Source organism: Microbacterium wangyouchuni (assembly GCF_051546305.1).
Taxonomy (GTDB): domain Bacteria; phylum Actinomycetota; class Actinomycetes; order Actinomycetales; family Microbacteriaceae; genus Microbacterium.
In genome coordinates, this window is record NZ_JBPTMA010000001.1 from 499,930 (window position 1) to 520,127 (window position 20,198).

The 20,198-nt window shown below is 65.9% G+C and carries 22 protein-coding genes; 13 read left to right on the forward strand and 9 right to left on the reverse strand.

The genetic code is table 11. The features are described 5' to 3' along the window. Window positions 1-4: 4 nt before the first annotated feature. The gene (locus tag ACSS7Z_RS02475; RefSeq protein ID WP_438253064.1) at window positions 5-1,144 is read right to left on the reverse strand and encodes a Gfo/Idh/MocA family protein; all 1,140 of its coding nucleotides are present in this window, start codon (window positions 1,142-1,144) and stop codon (window positions 5-7) included. An 81-nt stretch (window positions 1,145-1,225) separates the two neighbouring features. Next, window positions 1,226-2,278 (reverse strand): substrate-binding domain-containing protein, encoded by a 1,053-nt coding sequence (locus ACSS7Z_RS02480; RefSeq protein WP_438252856.1) that lies wholly within the window; start codon window positions 2,276-2,278, stop codon window positions 1,226-1,228. A gap of 295 nt (window positions 2,279-2,573) precedes the next feature. Here ACSS7Z_RS02480 and ACSS7Z_RS02485 point away from each other — a divergent pair, with 295 nt between their 5' ends. The 3 genes from ACSS7Z_RS02485 to ACSS7Z_RS02495 all read left to right on the forward strand — a co-directional run bounded on the left by ACSS7Z_RS02485 (window position 2,574) and on the right by ACSS7Z_RS02495 (window position 6,380). Beyond that, the gene (locus ACSS7Z_RS02485) at window positions 2,574-4,058 is read left to right on the forward strand and encodes a sugar ABC transporter ATP-binding protein (protein ID WP_438252858.1); all 1,485 of its coding nucleotides are present in this window, start codon (window positions 2,574-2,576) and stop codon (window positions 4,056-4,058) included. 5 nt (window positions 4,059-4,063) lie between these two features. Then, window positions 4,064-5,119, forward strand: a complete 1,056-nt coding sequence (locus ACSS7Z_RS02490; RefSeq protein WP_438253065.1) for an ABC transporter permease — start codon at window positions 4,064-4,066, stop codon at window positions 5,117-5,119. Window positions 5,120-5,201: 82 nt separating this feature from the next. Continuing rightward, on the forward strand, window positions 5,202-6,380 hold the full coding sequence (locus ACSS7Z_RS02495; protein WP_438252859.1) for an ROK family transcriptional regulator: 1,179 nt from the start codon (window positions 5,202-5,204) through the stop codon (window positions 6,378-6,380). 45 nt (window positions 6,381-6,425) lie between these two features. Here the strand turns inward: ACSS7Z_RS02495 and purD are convergent, their stop codons facing one another. After that, window positions 6,426-7,703, reverse strand: a complete 1,278-nt coding sequence (purD, locus tag ACSS7Z_RS02500) for a phosphoribosylamine--glycine ligase (RefSeq protein WP_438252860.1) — start codon at window positions 7,701-7,703, stop codon at window positions 6,426-6,428. 77 nt (window positions 7,704-7,780) lie between these two features. Continuing rightward, on the reverse strand, window positions 7,781-8,452 hold the full coding sequence (locus ACSS7Z_RS02505) for an NUDIX hydrolase (RefSeq protein ID WP_438252861.1): 672 nt from the start codon (window positions 8,450-8,452) through the stop codon (window positions 7,781-7,783). 43 nt (window positions 8,453-8,495) lie between these two features. Between ACSS7Z_RS02505 and ACSS7Z_RS02510 the strand changes: the two genes are divergently transcribed. Both ACSS7Z_RS02510 and ACSS7Z_RS02515 read left to right on the forward strand, forming a co-directional pair. Then, window positions 8,496-8,864 carry a sterol carrier family protein gene (locus tag ACSS7Z_RS02510; RefSeq protein ID WP_438252862.1) on the forward strand — a complete coding sequence of 123 codons (369 nt, stop codon included), beginning with the start codon at window positions 8,496-8,498 and terminating at the stop codon, window positions 8,862-8,864. Window positions 8,865-8,912: 48 nt separating this feature from the next. Next, a complete protein-coding gene (locus tag ACSS7Z_RS02515) occupies window positions 8,913-9,221 on the forward strand; it encodes a potassium transporter Trk (RefSeq protein ID WP_438252863.1) in 309 nt (102 codons plus the stop codon). Window positions 9,222-9,313: 92 nt separating this feature from the next. Here the strand turns inward: ACSS7Z_RS02515 and ACSS7Z_RS02520 are convergent, their stop codons facing one another. After that, complete coding sequence (locus ACSS7Z_RS02520; protein ID WP_438252864.1) at window positions 9,314-9,919, reverse strand: zinc-binding alcohol dehydrogenase; 606 nt, start codon at window positions 9,917-9,919, stop codon at window positions 9,314-9,316. 104 nt (window positions 9,920-10,023) lie between these two features. Here ACSS7Z_RS02520 and purM point away from each other — a divergent pair, with 104 nt between their 5' ends. Genes purM through ACSS7Z_RS02535 form a run of 3 tightly spaced genes read left to right on the forward strand, consistent with a single transcriptional unit; the run spans window position 10,024 to window position 13,910 of the window. Further along, window positions 10,024-11,142 (forward strand): phosphoribosylformylglycinamidine cyclo-ligase, encoded by a 1,119-nt coding sequence (gene purM / locus ACSS7Z_RS02525; RefSeq protein WP_438252865.1) that lies wholly within the window; start codon window positions 10,024-10,026, stop codon window positions 11,140-11,142. A 6-nt stretch (window positions 11,143-11,148) separates the two neighbouring features. Beyond that, window positions 11,149-12,621, forward strand: coding sequence for an amidophosphoribosyltransferase (purF, locus tag ACSS7Z_RS02530; protein WP_438252866.1), 1,473 nt, complete (start codon window positions 11,149-11,151; stop codon window positions 12,619-12,621). Next, window positions 12,618-13,910: an MFS transporter gene (locus ACSS7Z_RS02535; protein WP_438252867.1), complete on the forward strand. Its 1,293-nt coding sequence runs from the start codon at window positions 12,618-12,620 to the stop codon at window positions 13,908-13,910. Before purF ends, ACSS7Z_RS02535 begins: the two co-directional genes overlap by 4 nt. A 94-nt stretch (window positions 13,911-14,004) precedes the next feature. On the opposite strand, the gene ACSS7Z_RS02540 is transcribed toward ACSS7Z_RS02535, so the two are convergent. Beyond that, window positions 14,005-14,190: a DUF3073 domain-containing protein gene (locus ACSS7Z_RS02540; protein ID WP_438252868.1), complete on the reverse strand. Its 186-nt coding sequence runs from the start codon at window positions 14,188-14,190 to the stop codon at window positions 14,005-14,007. A gap of 150 nt (window positions 14,191-14,340) precedes the next feature. On the opposite strand from ACSS7Z_RS02540, the gene ACSS7Z_RS02545 reads away from it, so the two are divergent. Further along, window positions 14,341-14,883: a universal stress protein gene (locus tag ACSS7Z_RS02545; protein ID WP_438252869.1), complete on the forward strand. Its 543-nt coding sequence runs from the start codon at window positions 14,341-14,343 to the stop codon at window positions 14,881-14,883. Between the two features lie 22 nt (window positions 14,884-14,905). Here the strand turns inward: ACSS7Z_RS02545 and ACSS7Z_RS02550 are convergent, their stop codons facing one another. Beyond that, on the reverse strand, window positions 14,906-15,538 hold the full coding sequence (locus ACSS7Z_RS02550; protein WP_438252870.1) for a PadR family transcriptional regulator: 633 nt from the start codon (window positions 15,536-15,538) through the stop codon (window positions 14,906-14,908). Then, complete coding sequence (locus tag ACSS7Z_RS02555) at window positions 15,535-16,374, reverse strand: DUF4097 family beta strand repeat-containing protein (protein ID WP_438252871.1); 840 nt, start codon at window positions 16,372-16,374, stop codon at window positions 15,535-15,537. The genes ACSS7Z_RS02550 and ACSS7Z_RS02555 overlap by 4 nt, the downstream gene beginning before the upstream one ends. 194 nt (window positions 16,375-16,568) lie before the next feature. On the opposite strand from ACSS7Z_RS02555, the gene ACSS7Z_RS02560 reads away from it, so the two are divergent. Next, complete coding sequence (locus tag ACSS7Z_RS02560) at window positions 16,569-16,943, forward strand: hypothetical protein (RefSeq protein ID WP_438252872.1); 375 nt, start codon at window positions 16,569-16,571, stop codon at window positions 16,941-16,943. 4 nt (window positions 16,944-16,947) lie between these two features. Further along, on the forward strand, window positions 16,948-17,769 hold the full coding sequence (locus ACSS7Z_RS02565) for a nitroreductase family protein (RefSeq protein WP_438252873.1): 822 nt from the start codon (window positions 16,948-16,950) through the stop codon (window positions 17,767-17,769). On the opposite strand, the gene ACSS7Z_RS02570 is transcribed toward ACSS7Z_RS02565, so the two are convergent. Next, entirely contained in the window at window positions 17,755-19,284 is a 1,530-nt protein-coding gene (locus tag ACSS7Z_RS02570; RefSeq protein WP_438252874.1) for an FAD-dependent oxidoreductase, read from the reverse strand. The genes ACSS7Z_RS02565 and ACSS7Z_RS02570 overlap by 15 nt on opposite strands. A gap of 102 nt (window positions 19,285-19,386) precedes the next feature. Here ACSS7Z_RS02570 and ACSS7Z_RS02575 point away from each other — a divergent pair, with 102 nt between their 5' ends. After that, the gene (locus ACSS7Z_RS02575) at window positions 19,387-19,767 is read left to right on the forward strand and encodes a fluoride efflux transporter FluC (RefSeq protein WP_438252875.1); all 381 of its coding nucleotides are present in this window, start codon (window positions 19,387-19,389) and stop codon (window positions 19,765-19,767) included. After that, window positions 19,764-20,123, forward strand: a complete 360-nt coding sequence (locus tag ACSS7Z_RS02580) for a fluoride efflux transporter FluC (RefSeq protein WP_438252876.1) — start codon at window positions 19,764-19,766, stop codon at window positions 20,121-20,123. Before ACSS7Z_RS02575 ends, ACSS7Z_RS02580 begins: the two co-directional genes overlap by 4 nt. Window positions 20,124-20,198 lie beyond the last annotated feature (75 nt).

Here is a 20,198-nt window from a genome sequence, read left to right on the forward strand (position 1 = left end):
TCGTTTAGACGTCGGTCCAGGCGGATCCGCCTGCCGCGCTGCGCGCAACCGCATCCAGCACCCGCTGCACGAGCAGGCCCTCGGCGAATCCCGGGTGCGGGTCGGTGCCGGATGCAACCGCCTCGACCAGGTCTTTCACCTGATGGGAGAAACCATGTTCGTAGCCGAGCATATGGCCGCTCGGCCACCAGCCCGAGAGGTAGGGATGCTCGGGTTCGGTGACGAGCACGCGGGTGAAGCCCTGCGTCGCGGTATCTGCGGTCGCGTCGTAGAACTCGAGCACGTTCATGTCTTCCAGGTTCCAGTGCAGCGCACCGGCATCGCCGGATATCTCGATGTCGAGGGCGTTCTTGCGTCCGGTTGCGAATCGCGTGGCCTCGAAGGATGCCAGAGCGCCAGAGTCGAGACGCCCGGTGAAGATGGCGACGTCATCGACGGTGACCCGGCCGCGACCAGCACCTGCGGTGCCGCCGAGGCCGATGCTCTCGCCCATCAACGGGCGTTCCTTGACGAGTGTCTCGAGCACACCGGACACACTGGTGACGTCCTGGCCGGTAACGAACTGCGCCATATCGATCGCGTGCGCACCGATGTCCCCGAGGGCGCCGGAGCCGGCGCGATCCTTGTCGAGGCGCCAGGTCATCGGGGATTCGGCATCGGCAAGCCAATCCTGTCGATAGCTCGCCCGCACCTGGCGGATGCTGCCGATCCGACCCGCGGCGATCATGTCGCGCATGAGGGTCACTGCCGGCACTCGCCGATAGGTGAATCCCACCATCGCGCGCACGCCGCGCTCAGCGGCTTCGGCAGCGGCCTGGGCCATCGCCTCCGCCTCAGCTACGGAGTTGGCCAGTGGCTTCTCGCACAGCACGTGCTTTCCGGCGGCGAGTGCGGCGATGGCGATCTCGGCGTGTGATTCGCCGGGGGTGACGATGTCGACGAGGTCGATGTCGTCGCGTTCGATGACAGCGCGCCAATCAGTAGAGGTCTCGGCCCAGCCCCATTTGCGGGCAGCGGAGGCGGTCTTGTCCGCGTCGCGGCCGACCAGCACGCTCATCTGCGGTGCGAGAGGCAGATCGAACGCGGCCGGTGCCTGGCGCCAGCCGACGGAGTGCGCCGCTCCCATGAATCCGTGGCCGATCATGGCCACTCGCAGCTCAGTTGTCATCTTTACTCCAAGAAATAGCGTGGGGCGAGCACGGAAGTGCCCGCCCCACAGAGGTGATCAGGACTCGAACGCGAGATCGATGAACTCGTCGACGTTGTCCTTGGTCACCACGGGGGCGTCCAGCACGATGCGGTACGGAACGCTCGGCGTGATCAGATCGCTCACCGTCTTGTCCTGAGCGATCAGTCGCGCCAGCGCGATGCCGTCGGCAGCCTGCGTGGACGGGTAGATGACGGTCGCCTTGATGACGCTGTCATCTGCCTTGATGCGATCCATCATGTTCACGCTGCCAGCACCGCCGACCATGAAGAACTCATCGCGGCCTGCTGATTCGATAGCGGCCATGACGCCGACGCCCTGGTCGTCATCGTGGTTCCAGATCGCATCGATCTGCGGGTTCGCCGAGAGCAGCTGCGAGGCTGCGGTCTCGCCGCCGGCGACGGTGAAGTCCGCGGCGACGCGCGGGCCGACCTCGAGGCCGCACACTTCGAGCGCGTCTGCGAAGCCCTGGGAGCGATCCTGGGTCAGCGGCAGTGAGTCGACGCCGGCGATCTCTGCGACCACAGCGTCGCTCTGGCCATCGAGCTCCTCGCAGATGTAGGTGCCAGCGCTGACGCCCATGCCGTAGTTGTCGCCGAGTACCGTGACGCGCGAGGCGAAGGTGCTCGAGAACTCGCGGTCGACGTTGATGACGGGGATGCCGGCGTCCATCGCCTTTTGGGCGACCTGCGTGAGAGCTGCACCGTCGGTCGGCAGGAGCACGATGGCGTCCACCCCGTCGTTGATGAACTGCTCCACCGCAGCGATCTGCTGGTTGGCATCGTTGGTGCCCTCGGCCTGGCGCAGTTCGACGTCGTCGAAGCCCTCCGCCGCGTTGATGGCACCGGTGTTGATCGCGCCGAGCCATCCGTGGTCGGCCTCAGGGCCGGACCAACCGATGGTGACCGTGTCGCCGGAGGCCTGGTTCTCCTCGCTGGTGGTGCCCTGGTTCTCGGTGTTCGCTTCGCCTTCGCTGCCGTCGCTGGTGCAACCGGCGAGCAGAGTGACCGCGAACAGTGCGGCCGCTCCTGCCATCAACGGACGAAGCCTGCGTGTGCGCATGCTGTGCATGTCTTTCCTCCTTGAAATGTGATGCAGATGCGTTCGATGCGCACGCGGAGCGGACTGCATTACTCACGGACGCACGAGCACTGACACCGTCAACGTAGCAGAAGCATGCGCAGGTTGGCCAGCTTTTGCATTGGTTTAGGCAAAAGATTATGCAACGTTGGAATCCAGTCGTTGAGCAGGGCCTCCGTGCTGTGCCGCGCCGATTTGGATCCAGCGGCGTGGTCTCGCATTCGCAAAGAGAGCGTGTTATGTTCCTGCTGTGATCAAAGATGACCAAACTTCGGCATTACTGGAAATGCGTGGAGTCGAGAAGACCTTCGGTGCTGTCCGAGCGCTGCGCGGGGTCGACCTCGCGATTCTCCCGGGCGAAGTGCACTGCCTGCTCGGGCAGAACGGCGCGGGAAAGTCCACGCTGATCAAGACGCTTGCCGGCGTCTACCAACCCGATGCCGGTGAGGTGCGCTGGAACGGTGAGGTCGTCACGATCGACAACCCACAGGCAGCCATCGATCTCGGTATCGCCACCATGTACCAGGAACTCGATGTCGTCGACGATCTCACGGTGGCCGAGAACATCTTCCTCGGGCACGAGCTCTCTCGTGGCGGATTCACTCGCCGCAGCGAGACCACCGCTCAGACGCGGGCGCTGCTGAAGCGGCTCGGGCACGAATCGCTGTCGCCGCACGCCGAGGTGGGTTCGCTCAGCGCCGCGCAGAAGCAGATCGTGAGCATGGCCAGGGCGCTGTCGCACGACATCAAGCTGATCGTGATGGATGAACCATCGGCCGTTCTCGACTCCGAAGAGGTGCGCAATCTCTTCCACATCGTGAAGGACCTCACAGCTGAGGGCATCGCCGTGATCTACATCACGCACCGCCTTGAGGAGATCCGCACGATCGGCGACCGGATCACCGTGCTCAAAGATGGCGCGAGCACTGCGAGCAACCTTTTGGTCGCAGATACGTCGACCGCCACGCTCATCAAGCACATGACCGGCCGAGTCGTGGAGAACGTCTTCCCCGCAGCCGTGCCGATCGCCGCCGACGCCCCCGTTCTGCTCGAGGTCGAGGACCTCAGCCTGGACGGCGTCTTCGATGACGTGTCGTTCTCGGTGCGAGCCGGCGAGATCATCGGACTCGCGGGGCTTGTCGGATCTGGTCGGTCCGAGATTATCGAGACCGTCTACGGTGCTCGGTCCGCGACCTCGGGCAGCGTCCGAGTCGAAGGCAAGCCGCTGCGGAAGGGTTCGGTGTCGGCCGCCGTTCGGGCAGGGCTCGGCCTCAGCCCGGAAGAGCGAAAATCACAGGGGCTGGTTCTCGGTGAACCGATCTTTCGGAACATCACACTGTCCTCGTTCACCCGGGAGGCGAAGGCCGGCTGGCTCGATGAGCGGGCCGAGCGCACCATCGCTCGCGAGCAGATCGCGGCGATGGAACTGCGCCCCGCAGACCCTGATCTTCCCGCCGGAACCCTCTCCGGCGGCAACCAGCAGAAGATTCTGCTGTCGCGCTGGCTCGTGCACGGCAGTCGTATCCTCCTGTTGGATGAGCCCACGCGCGGCGTCGATGTCGGCGCCCGTGCGGAGATCTATGCGTTGATTCGCAACCTGGCCGCGGACGGCCACGCGATCGTCGTGATCTCCAGCGAGATCGAGGAAGTCCTCGGTCTCGCCGACACCGTGCTCGTCGTCGGCGACGGACGCGTACTCACTTCTCTTCCCGCTTCCGAGATCGACGAGCACGGTGTGCTCGATCTCGTCATGAAAGGAACCGCCGCGTGAGCGAGCTGACCCAGAATCCCGCCGTCGACCAGAAATCGGCCTCGCCGCTGAAGTCGCTGTTCTCCGGCGCCGCAGGGCGCAATATCGGTCTTGTGCTGGCGCTGCTGGCCATCGTCGTCGTCGGCATGGTCACAGCATTCGACAGCTTCACCAACTTCGGCAACGCCCTGGTGATCCTGCGACAGGCCTCGATCATCGGCGTGATCAGCGTCGGCATGACCTTCGTCATCATCGGCGGTGGCATCGACCTCTCCGTCGGCGCGGTGCTCGCACTGGCATCCGTCGTCGGCTCGCTCGCCGCCATCCAGGACATCGCCAAATCGTCGCACTGGATAGTCACGATCATCGTCGCGCTGCTCGTGGGAACGGGAGCGGGCCTCATCAACGGTGTCGTCATCGCCTACGGCAAGGTCGCGGCTTTCATGGCGACCCTCGCCATGCTGGTCGGAGCGCGTGGGCTCGCAGAGGTACTCGCCAATAACCGCACGCTTGTCGTCTCGGACCGCGACTTCCTCAAGGCGATGAACATCGACCTGCTCGGCATCGACATTCTGATCTGGATCTTCGCCATCGTCGCCGTCGCCGGCTGGCTACTGCTGAACCGCACGACGTTCGGGCGTCGTACGGTTGCGATCGGCGGCAACCGCGAGGCCGCGAGGCTCGCCGGCATCAAGGTCAAGCAGCACACTATGCTGCTGTACGCGCTCGCAGGTTTGACCGCCGGCATCGCCGCGATCATGATCCTCGGACGCACCACCGCCGGAACCTCCACCCACGGAAACCTCTACGAGTTGGATGCCATCGCCGCAGTCGTCGTAGGCGGAACCTTGCTGATCGGTGGGCGGGGAACCATCACCGGCACTGTCTTCGGCGTGCTGATCTTCGCGACGCTGCAGAACGTCTTCGTACAGAACAACATGTCCTCGTCGCTGCAGGCGATCGCGAAGGGCGTGATCATCGTCGTCGCCGTGCTGCTGCAGCAGCGCTTCGCCGGTGGGAGCACCTCGAAGAAGACGCCGAAGGCGCTCAAGCCGATCAAGTCGCCGACGCCGCGCGCGTAGACTTTCATACCGGAGACATGCGCGGACTCTCCACTAAACGGCGCAGCTTTCAGACGCTGATCACGACATCTACAGGGGCACCATGGCAAGCAATTTGAGCGGTCCCGGCGTCGGGGAACTCTTCCAGTTGCTCCGCGATGGCGAGCCGCGCACCCGGGCCGAGCTGGCGAAGACGTCTGGTCTCGCGCGCTCGACGGTGGCCGCACGCGTGGATGAGCTCATGCGAATGGGGCTCATCACCCCGGTCGCCGACGCAGTCTCGACGGGAGGGCGTCCGCCCTCGCAGTTCGCCCTGAACCCTGCCTCGAGGGTGGTCATCGGCGCTGATATCGGCGCCTCGCACACGACCGTCGCCGTCACAGATCTTGCGGGCACCATCTTGGCCGAGCGCACCGGCGACATCGCCGTAGCGACCGGACCCGAGGCCGTGCTGAACTGGCTGGTGGACGCGGTGACCGAGCTGATGATCGAGATCGATCTCGAACGCAGCCTCATCGCTGCCATCGGCGTCGGTGTTCCGGGGCCGGTGGAGCATTCCACCGGTCGCCCGGCTCGTCCGCCGATCATGCCCGGCTGGGACGGCTTCGACGTGCCCGGTTGGGTGCAGCAGCATCTGCATGTTCCGGTTCTCGTCGACAACGACGTGAACATCTCGGCTCTCGGCGAGAGGGCAGCTGCCTGGCCGACGACAGATCACCTGATCTTCGTGAAAGTGGCGACCGGAATCGGTGCGGGCATCATCTCCGGCGGTCAGCTGCTGCGCGGAGCCCAGGGAATCGGCGGTGATCTCGGACATGTGCGCGTCGCTCGCGGTGCGGACGTGCCGTGCCACTGCGGCAACACCGGATGCTTGGAAGCGCTCGCCTCCGGACCCGCGATCGCACGCAATCTCGCCGCGCAGGGGATCGAAGCTCGCAGCGGTCACGACGTTGTCGAACTCGTCAAGGGTGGCAGTCTCGACGCGGTTCAAGCAGTGCGGCAGGCAGGACGCGACCTCGGCGAGGTGCTCACGGCATCCGTCAGCCTGCTGAATCCCTCGGTCATCGTCATCGGCGGGGCAATGGCTCGCGTCGGAGAGCATCTCATCGCCGGGGTGCGCGAGGTCGTTTACACCCGTTCGATGCCGCTGGCCACCGAGCAGCTCGCGATCGTGCAGTCGGCGACAGCCGGGCAGGCTGCCGTCCGCGGGGCGAGCATGCTCGCCGTGGAATACGCGCTTTCACCCGAGATTCTGCCGCGTAGCTTCAGCCTCACCAGGTGAGGCGCTCGGCCGCTGGGTGCTCGGCAGCCGGTGCTCGGCCGCTGGTTACTCGCTGACGCGGGCGGCGATATCGCTGCGGAAGTGCGCGCCATCCAGGTTGATGCGGTTCATCGCCTCGTAGGCCTGTGCCCGCGCGGCGGCGAAGTCTGCTCCGACCGCGACGACGTTGAGCACCCGACCGCCGGTGGCGACGAGGTCTCCGCCCGGGGCATCCGGACCCGCAGTCGCCGCATGAACGATGCGCACGCCCTCTACGCCTGAGGCATCCGCGAGCCCGGAGATCTGGCGACCGGTCTGCGGGGCCTCTGGGTAGCCTTCGCTGGCGAGGACGACGGTGATCGCGACGTCGTCGCTGAAGACGGGCTGCGGCTGGTCTTCGAGGGTTCCGGATGCTGCCGCCAGCAGCAACTCGGACAGCGCCGTGACGAGCCGGGGCAGTACGACCTGCGTCTCAGGGTCGCCGAAGCGTGCGTTGAACTCGATGACCTTGATGCCCGCGTCGGTGAGGATGAGTCCGGCGTACAGCAGGCCGATGAACGGGGTGCCTTCGGCATCCAGCTGGCGGATGACGGGGAGGGCGACTTGCTCGGTGACCAGGTCGACGAAGGCTGCTTCGCTGCCGAACTGCTCATCCAGCCACGGCAGTGGTGAGTAGGCGCCCATGCCGCCGGTGTTGGGGCCCGCGTCGCCGTCGTAGGCGCGTTTGAAGTCCTGCGCGGGGCTGAGCGCGCGCACCGTGTCGCCGTCGGAGAGGAAGAACAGTGAGACCTCGGGGCCTGCGAGGAACTCCTCGATCAGCACCGGGCCGGTCGGCAGATAGTGCTCGGCGTGCGCGAGTGCCTCGGCGCGGTCGGAGGTGACGATGACTCCCTTGCCAGCGGCGAGGCCGTCGGCCTTCACCACGTAGGGTGCGCCGAGGTCATCGAATGCGGCTTCGACTTCGACGGCGGATGCTGCACGCACGGCACGTCCGGTCGGCACGGATGCAGCATCCATGATGCGCTTCGCGAAGGCCTTCGACCCCTCCAGTTGAGCGGCGGCCTTGCCCGGTCCGAACACCGGGATGCCGCGCTCGCGCAACGCATCGGCGACGCCGGCGACGAGCGGAGCCTCGGGGCCGATGATGACGAGGTCGACAGCATTCTCGTTGGCGAAGGCGGTCACCGCTCCGCCGTCGAGCTGGTCGACGGTGACGAGCGTCGCATCCTCGGCGATGCCGGCGTTGCCGGGCGAGCAGAGCAGTTCGTGCTCCGTCTGCTCGGCCTTCAGGGCGAGGATGATCGCGTGCTCACGGGCACCGGAACCGAGGACGAGGATCTTCACCCCTCCAGACTAGCGACGCTCGCGTGCCCGGGGTGGCGAGACGGGGTCTGCGCGCCGGGACGAACGGCCCGGATCGGTCAGATGGGCCGTTCGATCGTGGCATCCCAGGGCACCGTCCACCCGGCAGCATCGAAGATGCGGTCGAGCACGATGGCGGTGAAACCCCACACGATCGTGCCGTTGATGTCGAATGCCGGGCTGCGGAATCCGACGTTTTCGCGGCTGACCACCGAGGTGTAACGGTTGGCGGGGTCGAGCAGCTGTGCAACCGGAACCCGGAACACCTCGACGGTTTCGGCATGATCGACAGCGGCCACCTTCGACGGCTTCGTCCACCAGGCGAGCACCGGAGTGACGCGGTGGTTGCTGGCGGGCAGCGGCAGCTCAGGCAGGGTCGCGAGCACTTCGACTCCGGTTGGGTCGAGTCCGGTCTCCTCTTCAGCCTCGCGCAGCGCGGTTGCGGCAGGATCGGCATCGCCGGATTCGCGCCGACCGCCGGGGAACGAGACCTGCCCGGGGTGCGATGAGAGCGTGGGCGCGCGACGTTGCAGCAGGACGTCGAGGTCGCGGGCGACAGCGGCGTCCGCGGTCGGTGCGGGGATGCTGTCGAGCACCCCGAACAGGATGAGTACCGCCGCCCGGCGCGCGGCCGAGGCATTGGCGAGTTCCGGGAACGGACCCGCCCACCCGTGTGAGAGCGCCCCGAGCAGCTGAGCGCGTGCGTTTTCCGAATGCTGACTGTCACCCACAGTCCGACCATACGCGGTGCGCACGATCAGACAATATGGAGACATGGCCAAGAAGATCGACATCTCGGATGGGCGAGCGGCACTGGATGCTGTGCGCTCTGCGCTCGCCGCGGGGGAGAAGCCTGCGCGTCCGGCGTCGGCGACGGCCGTTCGCTACCTGCTGCAGCTGCTCGATGAGAAGGCCCCGGGCAACAGCGTCGAGGTGCGGGTGCCGCCGTTCGGCGCCGTGCAGGTCGTGCAGGGACCGCGGCACACGCGCGGCACCCCGCCGAATGTGATCGAGATGGATGCGGCGACCTGGATCGCTCTGGCGACCGGGGCGGAGGATTGGGCCGATGTGTACGCTGCGGGCCGGGTCCACGCATCCGGAACTCGCGCCGATCTGCACGACCTCTTGCCGTTGCGCCCGTAGCGCCCGGTATTCGGCGTGCACCGAGGTGAACAGTGGGACAATGGAGACATGTCTGCCCCTGACTCTCACCACACCGTCGAAGCGACCGTTCGGCGGGTGCCGCGCTATGGAGTGTTCCTGGGCATCGGCATCGTGGTCGGCATCATCGCCGCAGGCATCCTGACGATGGTGGGAAACTACGAGCCGTCTCCCGTGCTCGATGTGGTGTACCCGCCAAGCCAGGTCTTCGGTTTCGCGCTGCTGTGGACGGTTCCGATCGGTGTCGGCCTCGGGGGCATCGTCGGCATGGTGCTTGAGCGCATCGCGCGTCGCCACGACCGCGTCGTCCGCGTCGATCGCGAAACCATCGTCGAGTAATTCTCGTTGCGAGTGGCCGGTTGTGGCTCGCTTTTGCGTGATTTTCGAGCCACGCGCGCCCACTCGCAGGGGTGACGGGGTGATGTCGCGGGCTACGCTAGCTCGCCGATAACGGGGCGGATGGCCTCGTCGAACGCGACCACATCGCGCCGCAGGCCGTCGGTGACGGCGACAGTGAGAGCGCCGATCCACCAGATGCCGCGCTGAGTGAACGGCAGCACCTGCACATTCAGCTCGAACGAGTGCGCGCGGCGACCGATCTCTCGTTCGAACTCGGCGATCGCACTCGCGTAGGCCCGGTACGAGTCGCCGCCGGTGGAGGTGTTCATCGAGTCCACGTAGCGGTTGTGCGCGGTCTGGGCGTACTGCTGCGCAGGCGTGGCCAGCGGAGTGATCGCCTCGCGCAGCTGCTCGGCACCGCTCGCGGGCAGTGCGACGATCGTGTCGAATCCGTCGACGAGTTCCAGCGGGCCCTCGGCAGGATGTGCCCGCGGCTCCACGGTCATATTCCAGTAGTCGCGCCACTGCTTCTCCAGCGCGAGGGTGGCATCGGCAGCATCCGGAGTCCGCACCGGCAGGTCGCGCAGTGCCGGCAGGTCTTCGGGAACTCGGATGCCGAGGTGCTGGCGCAGCGCAAGGGCGACGAGCACCGGGACTCCGGCGTCTTCGCGGATCAACCACTGCGGCTTGTCGGCCATGGCACCATCCTAGGGAGACTGCGCACGCTTTGCCGGTGCGGGTCTGACTTACTGGATGGAACACGGCGGAATCCGGGGGCCCGCGGCGGCGGTAGTCTTGTCACGTGGCTGCCTCTCCCACTAATCCCTATTCCGAAGCCGGCGTCGATACCGCTGCGGGTGATCGCGCTGTCGAGCTGATGAAGTCGTCTGTGCGCGCAACGCACGGACCTGAAGTGCTCGGAGGCGTCGGCGGGTTCGCCGGGCTCTTCGATGCCACAGCTCTTCTCGGCTACACCAAGCCGTTGCTGGCAACCAGCACGGATGGTGTCGGCACGAAGGTCGCGATCGCGCAGGCCATCGACAAGCACGACACGATCGGGCAAGACCTGGTCGGCATGGTCGTGGACGACATCGTCGTGGTGGGGGCGAAGCCCCTGTTCATGACCGATTACATCGCCTGCGGCAAGGTCATCCCCGAGCGCATCGCCGACATCGTGCGCGGTATTGCGGATGCGTGCACCGCGACCGGCACGGCGCTCGTCGGTGGCGAGACCGCTGAGCACCCGGGCCTTCTCGGCGTGGACGACTACGACGTCGCTGGCGCCGCAACCGGAATCGTCGAGGCTGGTGCCGTCCTCGGTGCCGAGCGCGTGCAGGACGGCGATATCGTTCTGGCGCTGGCATCCAGCGGTCTGCACTCCAACGGCTACTCGCTCGTGCGTCACATCATCACCGGTGCCGGTATCGGCTACGGCGACACCGCAGCCGACTTCGGCGCGACGTGGGGCGAGACGCTGCTCGAGCCGACCCGCCTCTATACGCTTCCGCTGCTGCGCCTGATCGACACCCTCGCCGATGGCAGCATCCACTCCCTCAGCCACGTCACCGGCGGCGGCATCTCGGCGAACCTCGCCCGTGTGCTCCCCGTCGGCAGCTGGGCAGAGGTCGATCGCTCCACCTGGTCGCCCAGCCCGATCTTCCGCGTGCTCAGCGACATCGCCGGGACCACGCTCGAGTCGGCCGAGGGCACCTGGAACCTCGGAATCGGCTTCCTCGCGGTGATCGACGCTTCGCAGAAGGATGCCGCGATCGCAGCGCTCGCCGAAGAGGGCATCAACGCCTGGCAGGTCGCGACCGTCGGAACCGGCGCACGTCCGGCCGGCGAGTTCGAAGAGGGCGCCAAGGGCGTCGACGGTGGTGCAGTGCGTCTGATCGGCGCGTACGCGGACGGAGCGAAGTAACACCCCATGTGTGGAATCGTCGGAGTGGTCGCAGGCGGCCCGGTCAATCAGGACATCTACGACGCGCTCCTGCTGCTGCAGCACCGCGGTCAGGATGCCACCGGTATGGCCACTGCAGAGCCCAGCGGTGTCATGCACATCATCAAGGCCGAGGGCATGGTGCGCGAGGCCTTCCGCACCCGCGACATGCGCTCCTTGCTCGGAAACGTCGGCCTCGGCCATGTTCGCTACGCCACCAAGGGCACAGCATCCAGCGAAGAAGAAGCCCAGCCGTTCTACGTGAACTCGCCCTACGGCATCATCCTGATCCACAACGGCAACCTCACCAACACCCGCGAACTCACCGCCGACATGGCCAAGCGTGATCGCCGGCACCTGAACTCCTCCAGTGACACCGAGCTGCTGCTGAACGTGCTCGCCGGTGAGCTGCAGGCGACGACCTCCGATGTTGATCTCGACTCCGAGCGCATCTTCGAGGCGGTCAGCCGCACGCATCAGCGTATTGAGGGTGCCTATGCCGTGATCGCCGTGATCGCCGGTCACGGGCTCCTCGCATTCCGTGACCCGCATGGCATCCGCCCGCTGATCCTCGGCCGTCGCGACGGCGCTGGGGCGAACGGTGAGACGCAGGACGAGTGGATTGTGGCCAGCGAGTCGCTCGTGCTCGAGAACGGCGATTACGAGGTCGTCCGCGAGGTCGCACCGGGTGAAGCAGTCTTCATCACAGACAAGGGCGAGCTGTTCACACAGCAGTGCGCCGAGCAGCCGCAGCTGTTCCCCTGCGCGTTCGAGTACGTCTACCTCGCCCGTCCAGACTCGACCATGAACGGCATCGCGGTGTACGAGTCGCGACTGCGGATGGGGGAGCGCCTGGCCGACACGATCGCGAAGCACGTGCCGCGCGAGAAGATCGACGTCGTCATGCCGATCCCGGACTCGGCCCGCCCCTCCGCGATGGAGGTGGCCCGCAAACTCGGCATCGAGTACCGCGAAGGCTTCTACAAGAACCGCTACGTCGGGCGCACCTTCATCATGCCGGGGCAGGCAGTGCGCAAGAAGAGTGTGCGGCAGAAGCTCAACGCGATGTCGACGGAGTTCCGCGGCAAGAACGTGCTGCTCATCGATGATTCCATCGTGCGCGGTACGACGAGCAAGCAGATCATTCAGATGGCGCGGGATGCCGGTGCCCTCTCGGTCACCTTCGCCTCGGCCGCCCCACCCGTGCGGTACCCGCACGTCTACGGCATCAATATGCCGTCCAAGCATGAGCTGATCGCCTACGGCCGAACGATTCCGGAGGTTGCCGCCGAGCTCGGCGCCGACCACCTGGTCTACCAGGAGGTCGAGGATCTGAAAGCGGCGATCATCGAGGGGTCGGATATCACAGATCTGGACATGAGCTGCTTCGACGGCCGGTACGTGACCGGCACGGTCACCGACGAGTACCTCGAGTGGGTCGAGAGCTCGCAATCTTCGTGACCCGGCCCCTGTGGCGCGGGCGTGCCCTCGCGGTTCTCGGCATTCTGCTGTGTGCCTTCTCGCTGCGTTCTGCGGTGGCTTCGCTCTCACCGGTAATCGACTACATCGGCGCGGACTTCCCCCTGCCCACCGCGGTCGTCGGGTTGATCGGAACGGCGCCACCGGTGTGCTTCGCGATCTTCGGGCTCTGCGCACCTCTGCTCGAGCGGCGCTTGGGGTTGGAAGCGGTGACCGTCATCGCGCTCTCCGCGATTGCAACGGGGCTGGTGCTGCGCGGGCTGTCGTTCGGATCGGTTTCTCTGCTTGCGACGACGGCACTGATCTTCGCGGGCGTGGGCATGGGGAACATTCTGGTGCCGCCGCTGGTCAAGAAGTACTTCCCCGACCGGCTCGGCCTGATGCTCACGCTTTACACAACGGCGATGGCGCTGTCGACGTTCCTGCCGCCGCTGATCTCGGTTCCGGTGGCGGACGCTGCGGGCTGGCGCGTATCGCTGGGGCTGTGGGGTGTGTTTGCTCTGGCCGGGGTGCTGCCGTGGATGGCGATCCTGGTGAGCGGTCGGGCGGCACGTCGGCCGGCGATGGATGCTGCGCCCGCTGGCGCGACGAATGCCACGGCATCCGATCCTGCTGAACTGTCGACCGGGCCGATCGCCGTCGTGCCGACGAACTCGCGGGCATTCGCTCGGCTGGTGCGACTGCCGATGGCCTGGTCGATCGCCGTCGTGTTCAGCACCTCGTCGATCGCCGCCTACGTCTCGTTCGCCTGGCTGCCGGCCATCGTCACAGATGTCGCCGGAGTCTCGGCGAGCACGGCGGGGCTGCTGCTGTCGGTTTTTGCCGTCATGGGGCTTCCGGCTTCACTGCTCGTGCCGGTTCTGGTGGTGCGATTCCAGGCCACGCGCCCGCTGTATGCGGTGGGCTCTGCCAGTGCGCTGCTTGGTGTCGCAGGTCTCCTGTTCTGGTCGAACGCGGTCACCATCTGGTTGTGGGTGACGATCTTCGGCATCGTCGGCGTGATGTTCCCGTTGGCGCTGGTGCTCATCAGCATCCGCTCGCGTACGCCGGAAAGCGCTGTGGCACTGAGCAGTTTCGTGCAGAGCGCCGGTTATGTGATTGCTGCGGGCTTCCCGTTGCTGATCGGCGTGCTGCACGACATCAGCGGCAGTTGGACTGTTCCGCTGCTGGTGCTGGGCGCTGTATTCCTCGCCTCGATCCCCTTCGGAGTCATCGCCGGTCGGCGGCGGACGGTCGAAGAAGAGTGGGAACGACGCCACGGAACCTGGTGACAGGTCACCGAACCTGGTGACAGGTCACCGAACCTGTGACAGGGTACGACGAAGGCCCCGCTACCGAAGTCGCGGGGCCGCGCACGAAAAGCGGTCAGGCCTTTTCGAGCTCGTCTTCGTCTTCATCCGCGTACTCGTCCGCCCATTTATCGACGTAGGCGTTTTCGTCCGTCGGATGAGCCAGCTCGCGCTCCAGCGCAGAGTAGTTCACCGAAGGACTGTATGCCTTGAGTTCGCGGGCGATCTTTGTGTGTTTCGCCTTTTGACGGCCACGGCCCATGCGCGAGACCCCCTCACGAGTTAAGCTGTCGGACAAGCGAGTGCCCGAAGCGTTTCACGACACCGGCGCGCAGCCGGTAAGAGTAACATTTAGGATAGCACGAGGGCCAGGTCCTCTGGCCTTCGCCGGTTGGTGAAGGGAACGATTCTCATGGCAGATGCAACCTCCTCTCCGTCCGACGAAGCGGCTCAGGATGCCGCCCTGCAAAAGGCGGTGATCGTCGGGATGCAGCCGGATCAGGCGCCGCACGTCCTGCAGGAGGCAGCCCGGTTCGCGGCCCTGCTGAACGTTCCCATCGTGGTCGCTCACGTCGACGTCACGCGATTTGTCACCTATGAAGACCCGGACGGCTACGTGCACTCGGCGCCGATCGATCTGAACATAGAAGCGGGCGTCGCTGAGTTCGAAGAGGTCCAAGATCAGGCGCGGGCCCTTCTTGAGGGCAGTGCCCTTACCTGGGCCGCACGTCAGCTCGTCGGCGATCCTGCTCTTGCCATCAAGCAGCTCGCGAACAGGCTCGATGCGCAGCTCATCGTCGTCGGAACCCGCAAGCGCGGTCTCGGCGAATCGATCCGCGAATTCTTCACCGGCTCCGTGGCTGCTCGTCTCGCCCACCGGCAGCACCGTTCGGTGCTTGTGGTTCCGTTGGAGCAAGAAGTTCCGGACGACCAGGCCGAGATCTGGACCGAGTAGCCGCATGGCCGCGGCTCTCGGCCTAGCTGCTGGATGAGTGCAGCGCACCGGTCACGGCGTGAGCTGCGGCATCCATCGCACTTTCGAGATCTTTCACCGTCGCTTCACTCAGCGTTCCACCCCGCGCGACGTGGGTGCGAAGGTCTGTGCGCACGCGTGCGCGGAAGTCGTTGATCGCAGCGTCGGCGCGGTGCAGCTGCTCACGACTGGATGTGCGCTCACTGGTTGCCGGCTTCGATGTCGACGGGCGACTCTTCGCGGCAGCTCGCTCATCGTGCGCTGCTGATGCGAGGTCGGCACGAAGGCTCTTCATGGCGTCCTGCACGCTCTGTCGCACCTCGTTGGCGATCAGTCGAACGGAATCGGCGAGGCCCGACTCGATGCCGGCCAGGTCGTTCTCGCGGCTGGCGAGCTCAGCGCGACCGGCGTCGGTGATCGCATAGATCGTGGTGCGACCATCGATGGTCTTGCTGACCAGTCCCTCTTCCTCAAGCTTCGCAAGCCGAGGATAGATGGTGCCCGCGCTCGGAGTGTAAGTGCCCCCGGTGCGATCGGTCAGAGCCTGGATGATGCCGTAGCCGTGCTGCGGCGATTCGGCCAGTAGCGACAGTAGATAGAGGCGCAGGTCGCCGTGCGAGAAGACGGCGGGGCTCATGAGTCCCACTCCTCGTCGTCGGCTGCGGTGGTCAGCGGGCGACGCAGAACTGTCGTGTCCCCGGAGACCGAGTTCGTGCGGATGTCGACGAAGGAGCCAGCCAGCTCACCGGTGGAACCAGCGAAGCTGGTGGGTCCGGAGCTGGCGCGGTCGATGCCGTCGATCGTCACGGCGCCGCTCATCGAGCGCGCCACGTAGTTGGCAGGCAGCGTCTCTTCGAGTCGAATCGTGTTGTCGCCCGAGACGGTGTTCAGCGTGATCGAATTGACGGCGCCGCCAGCATCCACCCAGATCGCACCGGAGACGCTGTCGACAGTCGCCTTGCGGATCGAACCGGTGATGGCGACGTCGCCGGAGACGCTGTTCGCGTTCACGGAACCGGTGAGACCGCGCACCTGCACGTCGCCGGAGACGGAGTTGAGTGTCAGATCTCCGGTGTGCGTGTCGACGATGAGTTCGCCGGAGACCGTGTTCAAGCGCGCGTCGTTGGTGAGCCCGGAAACCAGGGCACCAGCGCTGACGACGCCGAGGTTCAGGGCGATGCTGCGGGGGACTGCCACGCTGACTTCGGCACGCGGCCCGCCAGAGCCGAAGTTGCGGAACACCTCGAGGAAGTTGTCCCACCCCAGCTGCGGGTGATCGATCTCGATCTGGGTGCCGTCAGATTCGATGCGCAGGTCTTTGACGCTGACTCCGTGCACCTCGATGCGGATGCCGGGTTCGTCGTGTGCGATGACATCGACCTGGCCGCGGACGAGGCCGACCTTGAGCCGGGTCGCCTGGGGGATGTCGATGACACGTTCTTCGCCGGGGGCGATGAGCCATTTCTCGGTCATGTTCTCTCCTGGGGTTGATCGTGCTTCGGTTGGTCGGTCTGGGGTTGATCGCGATATATCGCGTGTTTCGACAATAACACGATATATCTCGAGTTTGTCAAGCTTTCTTCGTTCGACAAGCACAAATGGCTCGATCCGTGGTCCCAATGCAGCCTGTCGAACGCAGCCGGAAGCGAACGGCATAGGGTCAAGACATGGACCGCCGTCGGCACCCCACGAACGCAGCGCCGCTGTTCGCCGCAGCAGCGCTGAGCTATACCGCGAACTGCGCGCTGGGGACAGCTGTCGCCGCAAAACTCATTGACTCCAGTGGCTTCCGCTGGTTGCATCATGCGCTGTACATCGTGACCTGCGCAGCCAGCGCGGCCGCCGTCTCTGCGGCATGGTGGGCAACGCCGCGGAGCGCGAGTCGTCGAGCGGCGCTCGCGCTGCTTCCCGCCGCAGTGCCGCTCGCTGCGATCGCATATGTGCGAACGCACAGCCGACAGCATCCACTCATCGCTCTCGCTGCTGCCCCGTTCATCGCCAGGGGCTTCGCATTGTCGCGTCGTCCCGCAGACCGGAAGTGATCGCATGGAACTTCTCGACGCCATTCGCCGCCGTAAGACGACCAACGGTGCCTTTCTTCCCGACGCCGTCTCCGAGGAGCATCAGCGCCTGCTTCTGGAAGCCGCCGGTCGGGCACCGTCACAACTGAACAGCCAGCCGTGGCGATTCGTCGTCATCGAGAACCGCGAGACGATCGACGAGATCGCCCGTGTCTCCGGCGAGAGCATGACAGAGGCGATGTCCAACGGCACGTTCTTCGAGCGCTACAAGCCATACTTCCGCTTCAGCCAGGCCGAGATGGACTCCAAACGCAGCGGAATGCTGTTCGACAAGCTCCCTGCGGCGCTTCGACCCTTCACAAGCCAGGTGTTCACGAAGCGTGGACAGACGCTGATGAACGCCTTCGGAGTGCCGAAGACACTCGGCGCGGAGAACCGGAAGCTCGTCGCCGGCTCCCCACTGCTGCTGGGAGTGATGCTCGATCGCAGTGAGTATCGCCCGGGACAGCTGTCATCGTTCTATTCGGTGTTCAGCATGGGCACGGCGATGGAGAATATCTGGCTGACGACGGTCGAGCTCGGCATGGGCATCCAATTCATCTCCTTCCCGATGGAAGTCCCTGGCCGCTGGGATGAGATCGTCGGGCTGCTGCGCGTTCCGGATGACCTTGAGCTGATGGCCGTCTACCGGCTCGGATATCTGCCACCAGAGCAGCGCCGACCGGCGATCGACTGGTCGAGCAGCCAGCGCAAGCTCGTCTCGCAGTACGTCTATCGCGAGAACTGCGAGACACCGCAGCAAGGCTGGGATGCTGCCAGACCCGGGGCTGCGTCAACTCGGCCCTGACCTCGGGAGATTCGGCAGGTCTCGCAGTGCCGGGCCTTCGATTCGCGTCCCGTCCGGCGCGAAGCGCGACGCGTGTAGGGGGCAGTCCCACGTGCACTCCGCATCGTTCCAGTCCAGGACGCCGCCGAGGTGGGTGCATACGGCACTGACAGCGCGGGTGACGCCGTCGACAGTCGAAACGCCGACCGGGCGGCCCGCACGATTGGCCACCACACCACTGCCCTCGGCTGGCCGCGGAACCGGTACTGGCCGAGACTGGGCTCCGGACCAGCCCGAGGCGAGGGCGGCTGCGACGCGGCCGGTCTCGGCGGCTCCTCTGCCGATGTCGGCGGGCACCGTCAGACGCGTCCCGATCGTCCTCATCCATTCCGGACGGTCACGCCGTCTGGTACCGACGATCTCGGCGGCCAGTCGCATGGCGGCGGCCGGAGCGTTCGACAGCCCCCATTTGGCGTATCCGGTTGCGAAGCGGATGCGGCCGAGTCCGCGCGGCATCGCGCCGACGAAGGGGATGAGGTTGTGCGATTGGTAGTCCTGAGCCGACCAGCGGTGCGTCTCCTCGGCATCGGGAAAATGCTGCCGGGTCCAGGAGATGAGGTCGTCGATGGCCGCGGTCTCTCCGTGAGATCGTCCAACCGGGTGCCCGTTGCCGCCGACGATGAGCTGTGCGACGCCGCCCGGCCCATCCTCGTCCGAGACGGGACGGAGGGAACGCGTCGGCCCGTCCACGGAGATGAACGTGCTGTCCGGTACCTTCCCCGGCACCCGGAATGAGACGCAATATGACCTCAGCCCCCGCACCTTCGCGAAGTAGAGGCCGCGGTCGATGACCGGCGTTCCGGTCGCGAGCACGATGTGTGTGCTGAACAGCGGTCCGGCCGCGGTCTCGACGCGCGGTTTCGGAAGTGCGTGCGCTCCGGTGACGCGGATGCCGGTGTGCAGTGTGCCTCCTGCAGCGAGCAACCCCCTCGCCATTGCGCGCGTGACGAGTATCGGGTCGATTGTCACCTGATCGTCGAGAGCGACAGCGCCGGTGATCGGGAACGATGCCGCCGGCATGTCTTCGGCCGCCAGCATCCGGGCGGGAAGTCCGGCTTCGCGAGCGGCGGCGTGCTGGGCGCGCAGCGCATCGACGCCGCTCGCCGTCTGCGCGTACGAGTGATCTGTCCGACGGGCGTAGGGCACGCCGGCAGTGTCGGCGAAGTCGGTCAGCCACTGCATCCCCGCGCGGTTCGCGTCGACATACGCGCGCACGAGAGCAGCCGGGTGGTGGCGACGGATATTCGCCAGTGTCAGGCCCTGGAGGAGCGACACTTTTCCGGTGTTCCCGCCCGAGGCGAGTTCGGCGACCTCGCCAGAGTCCACGACGGCCACATCCAAACCCTCCCGCGCCAGCATCACGGCGGTCGCAAGCCCGGTCAGGCCTGCGCCGACGACGATCACGTCGTGATGCACGCCGGGTTCGAACGGAGAGCGGGGAGGGGTCGTCGGGGAGACCTTCCAGAGCGGTGTCATGGCGTCAGTCAACGCCGTTATCTGCCTCGCTCACACCGCCTTGACATCGCCGTGGCGCACTGGCAAGGGAGGGGATCGGATGCCACGACTAGAGTTGCCGACGTGACCTTTCGCCGGCTGCTCCTCGTCATCGCCGGCGGCACTGTGGGAACTGCGGCTCGGCTCGGCATCGCCCTGCTGATCGCGGATGCTGGGGGCATACCGCTCGGAACGCTCGCGATCAACGTCACCGGAGCCCTGCTCATCGGTGTGCTGGCAGCCCGGATGCCACAAACATCTGACCTGCGAGTCTTCTTCGGCACCGGCATCCTGGGCGGCTTCACGACCTACAGCGCGTTCGCGGTCGGTGCTGTCGGGCTGTGGGCGGACGCGCCTCTCGTGGCAGCGGCATACGTCGTGCTGACGCTGGCGGGTGGGATCGGCGCTGTCATCCTCGGTCTGCGCCTCGGTCGGCGCCTCGGTCGGAAGCGGGCGATCGCGTGACGCCGCTTCTGTTCGCACTCGCATCCCTCGCCGGTGGCGTCGGCGCAGGCCTGCGCTACCTCGTCGATCTCGGCGTCATGTCGGTGACGAAGGGGCGCTTCCCATGGGGGATCGTCATCGTGAACGTCACCGGATCGTTCGCGCTCGGGGTGGTCACAGCATCCATCCCAGAGTCGGCATTCATCGTCGGCGCCGGTCTTCTCGGTGGGTATACGACCTTCAGCACCGCGATGCTCGACACGCTCGCGCTGTGGAAAGACGGGCGCCGGCCCGCCTCGGTCATGCACCTGGTGGGCACACCGGTCGCATCCGTGATCGCCGCAGTCGCCGGGCTCGGAGTGGGCGCACTGCTGTGACCGCGGAATCGCTCACAGCATCCTGAATATTTGCTGTGGAATACTGACCGCGCACCTTTGTCGAGCAAATTCCTC